A 15,778-nucleotide genomic window follows, 5' to 3' on the forward strand; every position below is an offset into this window, starting at 1 on the left:
ATAAAACCCTTGATGAAGTAAGTGACTTTATTACACTTGAACTTAGCAACCTCACAGAACAAAGCATAAAAAAAACATGTGGATTTGGGTATGTTTTTTCAAATATAAATTGGACTAATTAATATTTATAATTGGTATAATAAGCCTATAAATTGGCTTTATTTTTGACGCAATATTAAAGTATAACTTAAAAAGATAACACCATGAAAAAATCAATTTTAATGCTGGCTTTCTCGACACTGGTTGTGGCGACATTTGCATTTAACGGACCACAGGAAGGCGCTGCCAAAAAATCCTGTTCAGGTAAAGCGGAAAAATCCTGTTGCAAAAAAGGAGCTCAATCGGCAAAATCCTGCGACAAAAAGCAAGATGATAAAGCAGAAGTAAAAGCAACTGAAACAAAAACAGTTGAAGCCGCCGCAGAAACAAAAAAATAATTTTCATTTACCTGAAAAAATAAATAGTCCCGTCTTTTCACGGGACTATTTATTTTCAGCTCGTTTGTTCTTTACTTTTTATCAGGAATAAATTTTAACGAAACAGAATTCACGCAATAGCGCAATCCTGTTGGTTGAGGACCATCGTCGAAAACATGGCCGAGATGACCGCTGCATTTGGAACAAATTATTTCAACGCGTCTCATTCCTAATGTAAGATCTGCTTTTTCAATTATATGTCCTTTGGCTGCTTCACGGTAAAAGCTGGGCCATCCGCAGCCTGCATTAAATTTTGTATCTGACCTGAATAATTCCTGTCCGCATGCCGCGCAAACATAGGTTCCCGGCTCATAGTTATTCTCGTATTCTCCCGTAAACGGACGCTCTGTACCCTTTTCGCGCAATACCCTGTACTGCTCCGGGGTTAATATTTTTTTCCACTCTTCGTCGGTTTTTTGAATGGTGTCGGTCATAACTGTTTTATTGGTTTTAGTTGAGTCTTCTAATGGTCTCCTGTCCGTTACAAATTGGGTATTTGAACTGCACATTGCAAATAATGAACTGGCGATGAGCAAAATAAATTTCATACTGGAAACAGATTGCATAAAAACTGTCAAAATAAATCAATAAACGCTAATGCAATTGTAATAAAAAGTTTAAATGTGCTGGAAATCCTATTCTAATTTAATCAATTTCAGAGATTGGCGTTGATTGGGCGTTATCAAGCTAATAAAATATATGCCCGAGCTAATTATTTTCCCGGAATCATCTACCCCATCCCAATCAATCTGAAAACGGTTACTTGTGAAAGTATTAATATTAAACGTCTTCACTACCTGAGCTAATGAGTTATATACCCTAAACGAAACCTCACTTGAATTTACCCCCTCTGGAATTCTTACTGTTAAGGTCGTTTGAAAGCTAAATGGATTAGGGGCCACTACCATAATTGCAGAGTCTCCTGTATCAATATTTTGAGTTGAAATAAGCTTGGTTTCATCAACACAATTAGGGCAGAATTTTATACTATCATTTGGTTCCAGGGCTAAAAATGCAGTATAAATAGATAATACACGGTTTTCAATGCTATTCGAAATTATATCATTTATTATCTGGTTATTGACAGCACCCGATTCCATAGTCCGTATATAATTACCTGTCCAAGCCTTTTTAGTAAGTGAATCTTCCACATGTGAATCACTTTGTTGAATCTGAATTGTTTTAGTAAATGGTGTTGATTTATGAAAACCTGAAGCTTGCAACACAAATGGAAAACCGCCACTGTATTTACCAATCTGAAGTATGGTAGAACTTGGGTATATAAATGACGAAGCAGTTTCCTTTATATTATAACGTCCATAACAAAATCCACTTTGCAAAGTGGAATACAGGTCAAATGAACTTATGGGGCTGTCTAAAGATTGAAAAGAAATCGAAAGGAGGTCGGAAAAAGTGTATGATGAATTAAACTGTCTGAAATAATTCCCACCGGTAATTTTACACAGATTACTGTAAAAATATTCACTACCGTAATAGTACTGAGAACCAATATAATTATATGTATAATTTTTTATTGTAAAATCTGCGATATGAATCGGAAAAATCGGGCTCATTAATGCTTTAATATCATTTATCAGCTGATTTGCGGCAACACTTGCGCCATATTGGTCAACATCGGTAATTAATAAAATATCGCCATTATTACCATGCATTTTAACAAAGTCAATCCCATTGCCAATAAGAGATGTAAAATTACTGTAATCAGATACGGGTTTAGCAGGAAGGCTTGCAAAAGCATTTTCAATTGTCATAGAATCGGCTCGCAACCAATTATTGCTGATACGTAAAATGCTAAAATTGGACAAAATAAGATTAAAAGAATCCAATGATGTAAAATTAGAATGAAGCAATGCCTTAATGTTAGTAATTACTTCGGAAGATTTAACATCACTTTTACTAATATCATAGTCAACTAATATTGCTGTTTTTTTAGGTGCGGTAATACCCATTGCCAGTGAAGGGACAAAAGCAAGCTCGTAAAAATTTTCACTCCCTTTAGTAAAACATCCAAGATATGTTCCGTTTTTCATGGGAGAACTGTAAGTTGTATTCAGGCTTCCTGTATTTACAATGACCGATTTATTAATCAATGCAGTTGAGTATTTTAGTGATGTATCCGGAGTATAACTCAATCCTGTTAATTCTTTTACACCCGGACTTTTCCAAATTGAGTCATGGTAGTTTATAAGATTTAAATCAGGCACATTATTATATGATGTTTTCAACAAATTTACCGGTAAAGGAGCAGAAGTTGATTTTGCAGACCATTCAACCGGAACCAAATAAGTTATTTTCACCTTTCGTGTAGAATTTCCTGCCATAGGGAACACCCGCAATTGATACGAATTTGCAGATACTTTATATAGAACGGATGGATCCCTTCTCCTTTTAACAATACCCTCATATATGGAGGATGCTTTCCATTTATCAATGATTATTGCCTGCACAATACTGTCACCAACCCATAACCATGAATCATGTACGATAGAGCCTTTAGGAAGATCAAAATCAAACTGAACTTCAAGGGTATCATTTACAGAATTCAGGTAACTGCCTTTTGATGAAAAAGTAAGGTATAAACCATATTCCATATATATACCCCGTGGTCTGACTGAAATTATAGCTTCATCGATGTTTCCGGTTGCGCTACGCCACGGCTGTTGTGGATCCTGTACTCTTAAGTTATCATAACTGAAAGCTAATTCAGAAATAGAAAGTAAACCAACGCAGATAAGAAACTGCTTTAAGGAGAAGAAATGAAATTTCATGACTCTTGAATTTAATTATTTGATGAAAGGTAAAGCATAAATAGCATTAAAGAAAGAAATAATAAAGTGATTTAAATCATAGTATTCCCCAACTTAAAACATCCTGTACAACCTCGTGTTCCGAACCGCAGGCATAAAGCGGGGTTCTTTAATTTTAAAACGATACCCTAAAGTAAAACTGGCGCCTTTAAAATTTGCGGCCATATTAAATAGTCCGCTATTGTAAGTCGAAAAGTCGTTAACAATATTGGCAATAATATAAAAATTGCGGTTATTAAATCCTAAAGCTGCCCTGAAATCGCCAGCCCAGTTAATATATGTTGATCGATTAGTAACATTCGTATTATAATGATGGTACTGGCTGTGTTGCGATTCAGCTCCAAGAACAAACATACCACTCAGAAAAAAGCGCTTATATATTACAAGTGTTCCCGCCATTCCTCCACCTAACGTATAAGCGACAGTCTTCAACCCATTCACATCGGCATTAAATCCATAAAAGGGACGTATGAAGTACGGTATAAATGAAGTGTCGGCAGAAGTATTATTGAAATACACATTTGCCACGAATACCGGTGAAAGAGCCGACTTAAGCTGCCTTTCGTTGCAGGAGTATGCCGACCGGTACGAAAATTTACGGTGCTTAAAAAAGTACATGAATTTTGTTTTAAAGCTCATGACGCTCATGGAAGAATTTTGATAATATGGCCTTTCAGGAGTGTAAGTTGTATCGTATAATGAAGTACTCAGATCATAAAACCAACTGTATCTCCGGAAATTAGACTCCAGCCGCCATTTATTCCCACCAACGCTTACTCCCAATCCCCTGTATTTTGTATATCCCTTTTTGTCGGAATCGATCATTGGAAGAGTCTTGTATGAAAAGCTGAATCCCAATTTATCATAAGAAAAAACCAAACCGTTCACTGTTGCGGCATCAGCGAAATAATTGATATGCGATTTACCGACTGTATCCTTAAAATTCTTTTGGGTAATTTCCAGATTATAATTCTGTGATGCCTGATACAGACCAACAACCAAACGCTCCTCGTAAGACCGACAATAATTAGTATCGTATTTTAATGGCTTATTGATTGCCGGTTTTTCTTCCTGTGCGGATGACATAGCACAATAGAAGAGCAATGAGAAAGAAAAAAATATTTTACTTTGTGCACGACTCAAGAAAAAAAGACTAAGTAAAATTTACATTGAAGGAATATAACTAATCTACTAAATTGTTAATATCATCAATATCCCGGGGCCTTCCGGCAGATCTTTTGGCTTTGATAAGGTCATTAATATGTATCGTTCTTACAGCAAGATCATCGTCTTCAAAAATAGTCGCTATTTTAAAGCTTTCATCAAAATTAAGGCCCTTTACTTTCACAAGGATATCAATACAAACAGGAGGGGAACCAAATGTGAAAACATCCCATGTAGGATGATTCAGAAATACGTCCTCTGTCATATCAAAAACAGGCATTTTAAAATCAGCAAAGGCTTTTACAATTTTCTGATAATTCTCACTGTCACGTTTCACCCAAATATCCATATCGCCTGTACTGCGGGCATATCCGTGAAAAACAACCGAATATCCACCGACCAAAATATATTTCACCTCATTTTTGTTAAGCGCGGCAATAAAACCTCTAAAGTCCTGATAGAATATATTTCCCATTAATCTCTAGCCCTCACCGAAAACAATTGCTTATTCATTTTGGGAACAGGCTCATTTACTAATTTAAATACGATACTGTTTAAATACAGGGCAATCTCAAACCGTTTTTCCCATGAAATATTTTTGTAATAAGAAGCATGGTCAGCAGCTTCCTCAACAGTGTGGGCTTTGAATATATTTTTATCTAAGCGATACATTTTAAGCTAATATTGTTAAGCCTTAACATTCGCCCTGATAATATTAAGCGCGCCTCCTGCCTTGAACCATTCAATTTGCTGAGCATTGTAGCTATGGTTCACCTTTATTTCATCTTTACTTCCATCATCGTGATTGAATACAACGGTTAACTGAACACCGGGGACGAAACTTTTTAAACCAAGAATATCAATAGTGTCGTTCTCCTGTACCTTATTATAATCCTCCTTGCTGGCAAAGGTCAACGCAAGCATACCTTGCTTTTTCAAATTTGTCTCGTGTATGCGAGCGAACGATTTTACAAGCACAGCACGAACACCCAGGTGGCGCGGCTCCATCGCAGCATGCTCACGCGATGAACCTTCACCATAATTCTCATCACCTACAACAATTGAGCCTATGCCTTTTGCTTTATACTGGCGCTGAACTTTCGGTACAGATTGGTATTCATCCGTCAATTGATTTTTTACAGAATCTGTTTTATCGTTGAATGCATTAACGGCACCAATAAGCATGTTATTTGATATATTATCCAAATGCCCTCTGTATTTAAGCCATGGACCAGCCATTGAGATATGGTCGGTAGTACATTTACCTTTTGCCTTAATAAGTAGTTTAAGTTCTTTCAGGTCGGTTCCCTCCCATGCAGCGAACGGATCAAGTAATTGCAGGCGGTCGGATGTTGGTGAAACCAATACCTGCACACCAGCACCGTTTGCGGCAGGTGCCTGGTAACCGGCATCTTCAACAGCGAAGCCTTTTTTAGGCAATTCATCGCCGGAAGGCGCATCCAGTTTTACGGCCTTGCCTTCAGTATTGGTCAATGTATCCGTCAGAGGATTAAAGTTCAGATCTCCTGCAATAGCAAGTGCGGTAACCAGTTCCGGTGATCCGACAAATGCATATGTATTCGGATTCCCATCAGCGCGTTTAGCGAAGTTCCGGTTGAATGAATGCACGATAGTATTCTTCTCCCCTTTCTCCGCTCCCGTACGATCCCACATGCCTATGCATGGTCCGCAGGCATTGGCAAAAACATTGGCGCCCATTTTATTGAAGGTATCAATAAATCCATCCCTGTCAATGGTATAGCGTACCTGCTCCGAGCCGGGAGTAATGGTAAACTGTGCCTTCGTCACTAATTTTTTGTCAACAGCCTGCTTAGCAAGTGAAGCGGCACGTGAAATATCTTCGTAAGATGAATTCGTGCATGAACCGATCAAACCCACTTCAATTTTTGTTGGCCAGCCATTCTTTTCAGCCTCTTCTTTCATTTTCGAAATAGGGGTAGCTTTATCCGGTGTGAAGGGACCATTCAGGTGCGGCTCCAGTTCACTCAGGTTGATCTCGATCACTTCATCAAAATATTTTGAAGGATCAGCATATACTTCCGGATCAGCTGTCAAATGTTCTTTTACAGCTTTAGCGGCATCGGCCATGTCGGCACGACCTGTGGCACGCAGGTATCGCTCCATTGATTCATCATAACCGAATGTTGATGTAGTAGCTCCAATTTCAGCACCCATATTGCAAATGGTGCCTTTACCTGTACACGATAACGATACCGCACCATCACCAAAATATTCAACAACTTTATCTGTACCGCCTTTAACAGTTAATATACCAGCCACTTTCAATATAACATCTTTAGCCGATGTCCAGCCATTTAATTTTCCTGTAAGCTTAATACCAATCAGCTTGGGCATTTTAAGTTCCCATGGCAGTCCCGCCATCACATCGCACGCATCAGCGCCTCCGACACCAATGGCTATCATGCCAAGTCCGCCGGCATTAACTGTATGTGAATCGGTACCGATCATCATCCCACCAGGAAAAGCATAGTTCTCCAGTACAACCTGATGAATGATACCTGCACCCGGTTTCCAGAAACCAATGCCGTATTTATTTGAAACAGATGAAAGGAAATTATAAACCTCCTGATTTGTTTTTATGGCCTGATCAAGATCCTTTTTTGAATTATCTTTTGCTGTAATAAGGTGATCACAATGCACGGTAGACGGAACTGCCACTTTAGGCCGACCAGCCTGCATAAATTGCAACAAGGCCATTTGAGCAGTGGCGTCCTGCATGGCTACACGATCCGGGTTAAAATCGACATACGATTTTCCACGCTCGTAGGGTTTGGCAGGCAATGCTTCTGCAAGATGCGCGTAAAGAATTTTTTCAGTAAGTGTAAGTGGTTTGCCAACTAATTTACGTGCAGCAGCAACCTTAGCTGGAAGTCCGGCGTACACTTTTTTGATCATTTCTAAGTCGAAGGCCATAATAATGAAAAATTAAGAATTATGAATTAAGTATGTTGAATCTTTTAAGGCACTAATTTACTAAATATTGTAGAAAATAAGGGTGTTTGAGATGGCTAAAAACGCACAATTATTATGTATAATTGTCATTCTGAAGCCGCCTTTTCGCGGGTAAAGAATCTTATTATGAAAGAGCACAATTATTGTGTTTACATACTTACAAACAAGAACAAAAAGGTTTTATATACAGGGGTCACTAACAGCTTGGATCAACGTTTAACAGAGCATTACTTTGCGAAGAGTTCTACTTTTGTCGGCAAGTACAATTGCCACTACTTATTATACTATGTGTTGGCCTCCAAAAAATATTTCGCTCCGCTCAGTATGACAAGTGAGTAGGTTAATTTTTCTTACTTTTAACTATGCGTCTGATCGACCCGTGGCTGCTCGAAAATATTGTCATTGCGTTTCAATCTATCCGCAGCCAATTGCTGCGTACCATACTTACTATATTGATCATTGCCATCGGTATTATGGCATTAATAGGTATCCTCACAGCAATTGAGGTCATTAAATCATCCATCAGCAGCAGCTTTACCAGCATGGGCGCCAATACGTTCACAATCCGGAACAGAGGCATGATCGTTAGAATAGGAAAAAAAGGCAGAGGACCGGAAAATTTTAAAACCATAAGTTACGATGAAGCTGCCCGTTTTAAAAATGAATACTCATACCCGGGTTCACTCGTATCAATATCGGTAAGGGCTGCGGGAGGTGCCACGCTTAAATACAAATCGAATAAAAGCAATCCAAACATGAGGGTATTTGGGGTGGATGAGAACTATTTAGGCACTTCGGGATATGACATTGAAAAGGGCCGGAATTTTTCTCAACAGGATATGCAATTGGGAACAAATGTTATTTTGTTGGGAAAAGACGCGGCCGCCGCGATCTTTGACAAAAGGGAATCACCTATTGATAAAAACATAACCGTCGGGGGTGGCAAATACAAAGTAATTGGCGTACTGAAAGAAAAAGGAAATGCTTCCGGTTTTGACGGTGATAAAGTTTCGATGATACCATTAACAAGCGCACGACAAAAATTTTCCCGCCCCGACATGTCGAATGTGATAAGTGTGTTATCGCCAAGCGCGCAGCAAATGGATGGCGCCATAAGCGAAGCGACAGGACGCATGCGTGTTATTCGTGAAGTCCGACCCGGCCAGGAAGATAATTTCGACCTGACCAAGAGTGATAATTTTGCCACCATGCTTATTGAAAACCTGCAAAAAGTGACTATAGGCGCCACGGTTATTGGCTTTATTACCTTGCTGGGCGCGGCAATTGGCCTGATGAATATTATGCTCGTTTCTGTTTCCGAACGTACACGCGAAATAGGTGTTCGTAAAGCATTAGGCGCAAATAAATTAGTGATCCGCAGGCAATTTATAATTGAAGCGATTGTTATTTGTCAGCTCGGCGGTTTACTTGGTATTTTGCTGGGTGTATCTGCCGGAAATTTATTGGCACTGCAATTTGATACCGGCTTTATTATACCCTGGAGCTGGGTACTGGGCGGAATTATGCTCTGCATTGCAGTAGGTATGATCTCCGGAATCTATCCTGCCATTAAAGCTTCAAACCTCGATCCGATAGAGGCGTTGAGGGCGGAATAAATTTTATTTTGCAGTACTATTAGTTCAGCCCGATCTATTTCAATTGCTTAACAACATCCGCCTTTTCAATAAAACCCTGGTTATTCCACGTAAGCTGCTTGCTTTTATAAAGCTGAAGAACAGGCAGTGCGTCAATTTTCAATTCTTTGCACAAGGCCTGGTTGTCATCGGTATTTATGCGGACTACAATAACTTTATCTGCCATTTCTTTTGAAATTTCTTCCAAATAAGGTTTCATCTTTTTGCAGGGAGCGCACCACTCCGCGTAAAAATCTATCAATACCAATTTATCAGTGTCCTCTCCATTTCATTATTCCTCCGTCCAGTTCATACACTTCCTTAAAACCCTGTTTACGCATAAGGCTGGCCGCCGCCGCACTTCTGCCACCGCTTAAACAGTACACAAAAACAGGCTTTGATTTATCGAATGTTGAAATTTGTTTTTCAAAATCATTTCCATTCCAATCAATATTCTTTGCATTCACCAAATGTCCTTTTGAGAACTCACCAGGAGTTCGTACATCAATGATCAGTGCAGCCGGAAGCTCGTTAATCTTCTGAGCGAACTCTGAAGCCTGCAGGTTTGTTTTGTTGTTCTGAGCTTGCCCGTTCGTGCAACTATTTTGCAACAATGCAATTGCAGCAAAACCAAAGATCAGTATATTCTTCATGTTTAAATTTTTAGTTTGAATGTTGGTTAATGATGTTCCGGAGGTTAGTTGCCGACACAACACCCGATTGACGCCATTTTATCTGCCCGTCTTTAAAAAGTATAAGCGTTGGCACTCCCTGTATCTGATAAGCACTTGCTACCTGAGGGTTTTTATCCACATCGATTTTTAAAATTGTGGCCTTTTCTCCGATATTGGATTTTAACTCTTCCAGTATAGGTTTCATCATTTTGCAGGGACCACACCATTCGGCAAAGAAATCAACCAACGTAGGTGTTTCACTTTTTATTATTTCAGAAAATTTTATTGCCATAATTATTTTGTTTTTACTTCTTCGAATTCTACTTCTTCAATTTTGTCAGCATTATTTTTTGTGGCCGGTGTGGCACAGCTACTCACACCGCAACAACCTGTATTGGTTACTGCCTGCAACAAAAAAAAGGCTCCTATAAGTCCGGAAAGGGTGTCGTGGTTTTGGACAGCCTGTATGGCCATGAACACGCCAAGTCCCAAACGCAACCAACGCATAAAATGCCAACAGGTAAAAAGTGTTTGTTTTATCATCTTAGTTTATTTTGCAGGCTGCTCCACCCTCCTCCATTGTGAACGTTTAAGTAGCCATTCGACCTGAGAATACTCTTCGCAGAAGCGCTTCGCATCCCTGACGCGCAGCAGGTAATGATTGGCTTGTTCTTATCCTTTAATTTAGACAAGTTATTGCTCAACGTGTCAACAGAAATGTTGACAGAACCTTTGATATGCCCGCTTGCATACTCACCCTTGCTGCGAACATCCAGTATAATGGCTCCCTGCTTTACCAGTCCAGCATAATCCACTTTGGGACCTAAACCGAATAATTGTTTAATTGTGTTTATCATTTTGTTTTTCAGTTTAAGATTGGTAATCGTTTACATCTAACCAGGATCCCCCATTGTAACATTCAATACCTTGCTGTGCAAGGTAACCATGTGCCAGTCCGCTTCTGTTGCCTGATGCACAACACAATAAAAGCGGTGTTTTCATGCTTTTCAGTTCTTCTAATCTTTGCGGGATTTGTTGTAAAGGAATATTTATCGAGCCTTTTACATTCCCTCCCCTGAATTCTTCGGGCGAACGCACATCTATGATGGTGCCTTTGCCCTCTTTGATTATCTTTTCTATGTTCATGATCATTCCGGTTTGGCCTCTTCTTTTTTAAGTGTATTGAATAGTAAACCACCCATCAATGCCCCGTACAAAATACTGTTTAAAGGTTTCGAAGTAATTGCGCAGGTGCCGCTCACGCAACCTATAAAGTGGTAGTACAGGTATCCGGCGATTGATCCTGCAACTACTCCGATCAGGGTCAGTTTATGTTTGATTATAAAGTTCATTTTTGAAAGGTTTTTACATCTTCGCTCAGGTCAAATACCTCTGTCCCGTCGCTTAGTTTTGATTTTATAATGCTGCTTCCGGCAGCACTGCGGTAACCACCGGCACAATGCACTATAATAGGCTTGTGTAAAGGTATTTCGTTTGTGCGCTCTCTCAATTCGTGTAACGGAATATGAATGGCATTCGCGAATATTTTTTTAGTTTTTACTTCAGATTCATTACGAATATCAATGATAGTGAAATCATCTTCATTACCAAGTAATTGTTTGCTGTCAAAAGGCTTTGTCTCTGCATTGCCGAATTCAGAAACAAAGGCCAGCTCAATTTGCTGTTCATAGCCGATTTTTGCTGTGCGTTCGATCAGTTTGTTCAACACTGCTTCATTCTCAGCGATGAGGTAGAATTTTTCACCGGGACTCACTATACTGCCCAACCATGTTTCAAATTTGGTATCATTCATCAGGTTGATAGCATTTTTCAAATGCGCTCTTTTGAATTTATCCTGCGGACGGGTATCAATAATTACAATTCCGGGGTTAAGTGATCTGGCGCAGCCCTGACAGGTTACAGGCTCCCTTCTGCCTACCCTTGAAACACTTGTTGAATAATCTTCGGCCCCTTTTTTATTCACTCCTACATCAAACGTAAAATATTTCGGAATAAACGGCTGATCGGCTAAAAGTTCTTTAATAAAATCGGCTTCACTCATCTTTTGCAGGCTCCAGTTGCTGATCTTTTCAGCACCAATGGTACTGCTGCTTTGTTCACTCAGACCCTTTCCACACAAACTTCCGGCACCATGCGCCGGATATACTATTACATCATCAGGCAATGTCATTAACTTATCGCGCAATGAATGATACATTTGTTTTGCCAGCTCGGCTCTTGCAGCTGTGATCGCCCCGGCCTGCTCTCTCAGATCGGGCCGGCCGCAATCGCCTATAAATAAGGTGTCGCCTGTAAATACAGCCTTGTATTTACCATGCTCATCAATCGCAATAATGCTAATGCTATCGGGTGAATGGCCGGGAGTGTTCATTGATTTTAATGTGATCTTGCCTAATACGATCGCATCGCCCTCATCAAAGGATTCATGCGGATATTCGGCACCCAATAATTTGCTTACATAAATGCTTGCCCCTGTTGTTTTTGAAATCTCCAGGTGACTGCTTACAAAATCGGCATGCGGATGCGTTTCGATCACTGCTTTTATTTTAGCGTTATGCTGCTTCGCAAAGTCGTAATAAGGTTGGGGGTCGCGTGCAGGATCTATCAGGGCCATCTCGCCATTGCTTACAATAGCATAAGAGTAGTGGGCCAGGCTTTTATCTTCAAATTGATGGATGTTCATTTTTATATGCTTTTAATTTTATATTACCACTACGCTCATGGCTTCGCAGTACGAAGTACAAAGATAGGGTGACAGGCATTACTGTACAGCTACTTTTGTTACACAAGGCAATTTTTTTTGAGAATTATAAATAATTCTGCACCCTGCCTTTTGGGGTGCGAGTTATAGCACTGTTCAAATACTAACGGCTTAAATTTTTCACGAAACAATTTTTCGTACTCCGCTTTTGTCCCGCCAAAAGGAGGCCCTTCCTTTTCAAATTCAGTGTTGAATAACAGTCCTACCAGTTTACCGTTTGGCGATAATAATGAATACATGTTATCACGGTATTTTGTACGTAAAGCCGGATCAAGGGCGCAGAAGAATGTTTGCTCCAGTACCAGGTCAAATTCGCCTGTATATTCAAAAAAATCGGCCAGCACAATTTTTATGTTGGGATTGTTACTGTATTTTTCCTTGAGTTTATTTACCAGCACAGGCGCAATATCTATAAGGGTAATATTCGTGAAACCTTTTTGTAAAAGATACTCAGCTTCATAAGCATTACCGCAGCCCGGAATAAGTATGCGGATATTTTTATCGGTCAGCTGATCAATATAAGCTTTAAGGGGCGGGGAAACCTGCCCCATGTCCCAACCGGTGTCACCCGTCTGGTAACGCTCGTCCCAAAACCGCTGATCTAAAGAGGTATTACGCTCTGTTGAATTATTTTCCGTTCCCATATCCCGTTTTAAGATCTATCAAAAAACCACATTTTAAAAGCAATACCAACCAGCAGCAAAGCAAATGTTTTCTTCAGAATTTCCTGCGGCAGCTGTATGGCGAATTTCGAACCGAAATAACCTCCCGCAAAAAAGAAAACAGCCATTATCATAGCGGCTTTCATATCCACAAAGCCATTCCTGTAATATTGAAAGGCAGCTAATGCACCTACGGGCAATACCATCATCATCAATGCCGTACCCTGGGCAAGCTGTTGGGAATACCCCAGGAACAGCGCCATGGCGGGTATGATAACTATAGCCCCTCCAATCCCCAGCATCCCACTAAGAATTCCGGCTGTCGCACCGATAAGGCCGATAATAGCCGCGTTTTGCAATTCCATGTTAACTTTCCTTTTTACAGGTTGAAATACCAAAGGGCCAGTACAAGGGACAAAAACTGATAAAACTTGTTACAATAAAAATACCCGCAAGTATTAAAAGCACAACGGCTGTTGTTCCTGAAATTTTGTGCGTAAAATAAAGTGCTCCGATTATCAATGCCGCAAGTATTCTTACAACTTTATCGGCGGTTCCTACATTTGATTTCATTTTTTTATTTTTTAAGTGAGAATTTATTACGCTACAAAAATCAGACAATAGAAAGACTTTAATTGCAACCTATGTTACACAAGCGTAATTTTATTTCTGCCCAATTTCACCAATCCCTCATCCTCCATTTGTTTCAATAGCCTGGAAATGACCACTCTTGCAGTTCCCAACTCATTCGCCAATTGTTCGTGGGTTATATAAAGAGTATGACTTTGGGTAAGTTCACATTTCCTTTTAATGAAATTCAACAGGCGCTCATCCATTTTCTTAAATGCAACAGCATTCACCACTTCCAGTAATTCTTCAAAACGCTTATGGTATAAACGGAAAATATAATCCAGCCACTCGGGGTATTCCTTTATGAGTGAGCTTACTTTATCAATTGGTATAAAAAGTATTTCGGTCTCTTCCTCTGCTATGGCTTTTACTTTACTGGTATCGTGGTGTATGCCGCCCAAAAACGACATGATGCAGCTTTCGCCGGCCTTTATGTAATACAACAAAATTTCCCGGCCATCCTCATCCGCGCGCATAACCCGTATGCTGCCGCTTACCACTATCGGAATGGCCTTTATGTAGGCATTCTCATTCAGAATAACATCATCTTCCGAAAAGGTTTTCGCTATCCCATAAGCGGTAAGTTTTTCCCGAATTTCGGGCGAGGATTTGAACTCAACTAAATTATTTAATTCCATACTGCAAAGGTACGATTTACAGCTTGCTGATCTGTTTCAGGTTCAGGCTATTTTTTCAATCGGAGAAATAGAATTAAAATTGCAAAATAGTTTTTCTACACATCAATTAGCGGTATACATATCCCGCTGAACCTGCAGTTTTACTTTTCGTACTGATAGTGTCCAATGATCTTATGATCAAACAAACAGTCCGCAAGAACCTGGCCTCCGCCTATATTGTGAACTATCAGGTATCGTTCCCCGTCTGTTGATTTTTTATTAACCACAAGGCCAATGTGAGTTATTCCACCTCCCAGGTTCCAGCAAACAATATCGCCGGGCAAATAATCTTTTGGCTTGGTTGAAATTAATTTCACTTTTCCATGCCGGCTGAAAAAAACCATAAGATTTGGTACTCTTCTATGGTCAATGTTCGTGTTAGGCCGGGTAAGTCCCCAATTTTGGGGATATATTCTAAAATTTGCTTTCATATCCTCATGCACTTCCTTTTGCAAATCAATTCCAAGCTTTCTATAGGCTCTTATTACAACGTCGGTACAAACACCTTTGTTGGCCGGCACATCTCCGTTTGGGTAATTTATTGTAAAATAAGCGGGGTCGTAAACAACCTTTTGTTTGGTCAACACAAGCGTCGAGTCGGAAAGCTTTTCATAAAAAGTAGCCTGTCCAATTGCAAAGTTGAACGTTGAAATGAATAAAAATATGCTTAGAATTTTTGCTTTCAATATATGAGTAAACTTACCATTAACGGTTTGCGCACTGGCGCTGTTTGGGATTTTGAAAATCAAATTTGTCGATAAGACAAATGCAATTTAAAAACTCCGATTATTAAATTGACAAAAATGCCCAAATAGCTCCAGTGCGCTGTTAGCGGTAGTTTTCTAATTGGTCATTCTGTCAATTTCATTTAATATTAACTCCGCTCTCTTATCTAAAAAATCATTGTAATTGTCGGATGTATATAAGTCCTTTGTCAAAGGAATCAAGTTAGATTTCAGGATTACATTAAAGTCAGGCTGAGGGATAATATTGAAAAAATAGTCAGAGGGACTTTTCTTTGATATTTTTTTATTGCTATCCGCTGGTAGAAAGCAGAAATTAACTAAACTAAATATTTTCGAATGAGGAAAACCTTGTTTTTTCAAAAAAGCATTTGGTGTCTTAGCCCCCTAATAACTGGACACTTTTTTCAAAATGGTTTACTACTAAATCCCCTTTTTCTTGCTCGTCCGTTAGGCGAAGATAGCTTAGCGCTTCGGGATTGTCAAGGTTAGTACTAAGCGGCTGATTTTCTAT

General features: G+C 39.5%; 20 protein-coding genes and 1 pseudogene. 3 read left to right on the forward strand and 18 right to left on the reverse strand.

The genetic code is table 11. The features are described from left to right. Positions 1–203: 203 nt before the first annotated feature. On the forward strand, positions 204–437 hold the full coding sequence (locus HYU69_07305; protein MBI2270150.1) for a hypothetical protein: 234 nt from the start codon (positions 204–206) through the stop codon (positions 435–437). A gap of 71 nt (positions 438–508) precedes the next feature. Here HYU69_07305 and msrB read toward each other — a convergent pair whose 3' ends face one another. The 6 genes from msrB to HYU69_07335 all read right to left on the reverse strand — a co-directional run bounded on the left by msrB (position 509) and on the right by HYU69_07335 (position 7,423). Next, positions 509–1,024 (reverse strand): peptide-methionine (R)-S-oxide reductase MsrB, encoded by a 516-nt coding sequence (gene msrB, locus HYU69_07310; GenBank protein ID MBI2270151.1) that lies wholly within the window; start codon positions 1,022–1,024, stop codon positions 509–511. A gap of 87 nt (positions 1,025–1,111) precedes the next feature. Then, positions 1,112–3,265 (reverse strand): T9SS type A sorting domain-containing protein, encoded by a 2,154-nt coding sequence (locus HYU69_07315; protein MBI2270152.1) that lies wholly within the window; start codon positions 3,263–3,265, stop codon positions 1,112–1,114. A gap of 93 nt (positions 3,266–3,358) precedes the next feature. Beyond that, positions 3,359–4,390: a DUF4421 family protein gene (locus tag HYU69_07320; protein MBI2270153.1), complete on the reverse strand. Its 1,032-nt coding sequence runs from the start codon at positions 4,388–4,390 to the stop codon at positions 3,359–3,361. A gap of 97 nt (positions 4,391–4,487) precedes the next feature. Beyond that, positions 4,488–4,943, reverse strand: a complete 456-nt coding sequence (locus HYU69_07325; protein MBI2270154.1) for a hypothetical protein — start codon at positions 4,941–4,943, stop codon at positions 4,488–4,490. Then, the gene (locus HYU69_07330; protein ID MBI2270155.1) at positions 4,943–5,140 is read right to left on the reverse strand and encodes a hypothetical protein; all 198 of its coding nucleotides are present in this window, start codon (positions 5,138–5,140) and stop codon (positions 4,943–4,945) included. Before HYU69_07330 ends, HYU69_07325 begins: the two co-directional genes overlap by 1 nt. Positions 5,141–5,155: 15 nt before the next feature. Next, a complete protein-coding gene (locus tag HYU69_07335) occupies positions 5,156–7,423 on the reverse strand; it encodes an aconitate hydratase (GenBank protein ID MBI2270156.1) in 2,268 nt (755 codons plus the stop codon). Positions 7,424–7,588: 165 nt separating this feature from the next. On the opposite strand from HYU69_07335, the gene HYU69_07340 reads away from it, so the two are divergent. Beyond that, positions 7,589–7,801: a GIY-YIG nuclease family protein gene (locus HYU69_07340; protein MBI2270157.1), complete on the forward strand. Its 213-nt coding sequence runs from the start codon at positions 7,589–7,591 to the stop codon at positions 7,799–7,801. A gap of 23 nt (positions 7,802–7,824) precedes the next feature. Further along, positions 7,825–9,078 (forward strand): ABC transporter permease, encoded by a 1,254-nt coding sequence (locus tag HYU69_07345; protein ID MBI2270158.1) that lies wholly within the window; start codon positions 7,825–7,827, stop codon positions 9,076–9,078. A gap of 34 nt (positions 9,079–9,112) precedes the next feature. Here HYU69_07345 and HYU69_07350 read toward each other — a convergent pair. The 12 genes and pseudogenes from HYU69_07350 to HYU69_07405 form a co-directional block, all read right to left on the reverse strand. Further along, a pseudogene (locus HYU69_07350) lies at positions 9,113–9,749 on the reverse strand (redoxin domain-containing protein). A 10-nt stretch (positions 9,750–9,759) separates the two neighbouring features. Beyond that, entirely contained in the window at positions 9,760–10,062 is a 303-nt protein-coding gene (gene trxA / locus HYU69_07355) for a thioredoxin (GenBank protein ID MBI2270159.1), read from the reverse strand. 2 nt (positions 10,063–10,064) lie between these two features. Beyond that, the gene (locus HYU69_07360; GenBank protein MBI2270160.1) at positions 10,065–10,313 is read right to left on the reverse strand and encodes a hypothetical protein; all 249 of its coding nucleotides are present in this window, start codon (positions 10,311–10,313) and stop codon (positions 10,065–10,067) included. Further along, on the reverse strand, positions 10,310–10,627 hold the full coding sequence (locus HYU69_07365) for a rhodanese-like domain-containing protein (protein ID MBI2270161.1): 318 nt from the start codon (positions 10,625–10,627) through the stop codon (positions 10,310–10,312). The genes HYU69_07360 and HYU69_07365 overlap by 4 nt, the downstream gene beginning before the upstream one ends. 13 nt (positions 10,628–10,640) lie before the next feature. Then, on the reverse strand, positions 10,641–10,916 hold the full coding sequence (locus HYU69_07370; GenBank protein ID MBI2270162.1) for a rhodanese-like domain-containing protein: 276 nt from the start codon (positions 10,914–10,916) through the stop codon (positions 10,641–10,643). 2 nt (positions 10,917–10,918) lie between these two features. After that, complete coding sequence (locus HYU69_07375; GenBank protein MBI2270163.1) at positions 10,919–11,122, reverse strand: hypothetical protein; 204 nt, start codon at positions 11,120–11,122, stop codon at positions 10,919–10,921. Further along, a complete protein-coding gene (locus tag HYU69_07380) occupies positions 11,119–12,474 on the reverse strand; it encodes an MBL fold metallo-hydrolase (protein MBI2270164.1) in 1,356 nt (451 codons plus the stop codon). The genes HYU69_07375 and HYU69_07380 overlap by 4 nt, the downstream gene beginning before the upstream one ends. A gap of 98 nt (positions 12,475–12,572) precedes the next feature. Then, entirely contained in the window at positions 12,573–13,196 is a 624-nt protein-coding gene (locus HYU69_07385; GenBank protein ID MBI2270165.1) for a methyltransferase domain-containing protein, read from the reverse strand. An 8-nt stretch (positions 13,197–13,204) separates the two neighbouring features. Continuing rightward, on the reverse strand, positions 13,205–13,579 hold the full coding sequence (locus tag HYU69_07390; GenBank protein MBI2270166.1) for a sulfite exporter TauE/SafE family protein: 375 nt from the start codon (positions 13,577–13,579) through the stop codon (positions 13,205–13,207). Position 13,580: 1 nt separating this feature from the next. Continuing rightward, positions 13,581–13,787 carry a DUF2892 domain-containing protein gene (locus HYU69_07395; protein MBI2270167.1) on the reverse strand — a complete coding sequence of 69 codons (207 nt, stop codon included), beginning with the start codon at positions 13,785–13,787 and terminating at the stop codon, positions 13,581–13,583. A 74-nt stretch (positions 13,788–13,861) separates the two neighbouring features. Further along, positions 13,862–14,482, reverse strand: a complete 621-nt coding sequence (locus tag HYU69_07400) for a Crp/Fnr family transcriptional regulator (GenBank protein ID MBI2270168.1) — start codon at positions 14,480–14,482, stop codon at positions 13,862–13,864. 140 nt (positions 14,483–14,622) lie between these two features. Then, entirely contained in the window at positions 14,623–15,207 is a 585-nt protein-coding gene (locus HYU69_07405; GenBank protein ID MBI2270169.1) for a DUF1287 domain-containing protein, read from the reverse strand. Between the last annotated feature and the right edge of the window lie 571 nt (positions 15,208–15,778).

The organism is Bacteroidota bacterium, from assembly GCA_016183775.1.
GTDB lineage: Bacteria > Bacteroidota > Bacteroidia > JABDFU01 > JABDFU01 > JABDFU01.

Bases quoted from the DNA above. Each gene is read 5' to 3' on its own strand.
- HYU69_07305 (MBI2270150.1), top strand. From the start codon at position 204: ATGAAAAAATCAATTTTAATGCTGGCTTTCTCGACACTGGTTGTGGCG.
- msrB (MBI2270151.1), bottom strand. From the start codon at position 1,024: ATGAAATTTATTTTGCTCATCGCCAGTTCATTATTTGCAATGTGCAGT.
- HYU69_07315 (MBI2270152.1), bottom strand. From the start codon at position 3,265: ATGAAATTTCATTTCTTCTCCTTAAAGCAGTTTCTTATCTGCGTTGGT.
- HYU69_07320 (MBI2270153.1), bottom strand. From the start codon at position 4,390: ATGTCATCCGCACAGGAAGAAAAACCGGCAATCAATAAGCCATTAAAA.
- HYU69_07325 (MBI2270154.1), bottom strand. From the start codon at position 4,943: ATGGGAAATATATTCTATCAGGACTTTAGAGGTTTTATTGCCGCGCTT.
- HYU69_07330 (MBI2270155.1), bottom strand. From the start codon at position 5,140: ATGTATCGCTTAGATAAAAATATATTCAAAGCCCACACTGTTGAGGAA.
- HYU69_07335 (MBI2270156.1), bottom strand. From the start codon at position 7,423: ATGGCCTTCGACTTAGAAATGATCAAAAAAGTGTACGCCGGACTTCCA.
- HYU69_07340 (MBI2270157.1), top strand. From the start codon at position 7,589: ATGAAAGAGCACAATTATTGTGTTTACATACTTACAAACAAGAACAAA.
- HYU69_07345 (MBI2270158.1), top strand. From the start codon at position 7,825: ATGCGTCTGATCGACCCGTGGCTGCTCGAAAATATTGTCATTGCGTTT.
- trxA (MBI2270159.1), bottom strand. From the start codon at position 10,062: ATGGCAATAAAATTTTCTGAAATAATAAAAAGTGAAACACCTACGTTG.
- HYU69_07360 (MBI2270160.1), bottom strand. From the start codon at position 10,313: ATGATAAAACAAACACTTTTTACCTGTTGGCATTTTATGCGTTGGTTG.
- HYU69_07365 (MBI2270161.1), bottom strand. From the start codon at position 10,627: ATGATAAACACAATTAAACAATTATTCGGTTTAGGTCCCAAAGTGGAT.
- HYU69_07370 (MBI2270162.1), bottom strand. From the start codon at position 10,916: ATGAACATAGAAAAGATAATCAAAGAGGGCAAAGGCACCATCATAGAT.
- HYU69_07375 (MBI2270163.1), bottom strand. From the start codon at position 11,122: ATGAACTTTATAATCAAACATAAACTGACCCTGATCGGAGTAGTTGCA.
- HYU69_07380 (MBI2270164.1), bottom strand. From the start codon at position 12,474: ATGAACATCCATCAATTTGAAGATAAAAGCCTGGCCCACTACTCTTAT.
- HYU69_07385 (MBI2270165.1), bottom strand. From the start codon at position 13,196: ATGGGAACGGAAAATAATTCAACAGAGCGTAATACCTCTTTAGATCAG.
- HYU69_07390 (MBI2270166.1), bottom strand. From the start codon at position 13,579: ATGGAATTGCAAAACGCGGCTATTATCGGCCTTATCGGTGCGACAGCC.
- HYU69_07395 (MBI2270167.1), bottom strand. From the start codon at position 13,787: ATGAAATCAAATGTAGGAACCGCCGATAAAGTTGTAAGAATACTTGCG.
- HYU69_07400 (MBI2270168.1), bottom strand. From the start codon at position 14,482: ATGGAATTAAATAATTTAGTTGAGTTCAAATCCTCGCCCGAAATTCGG.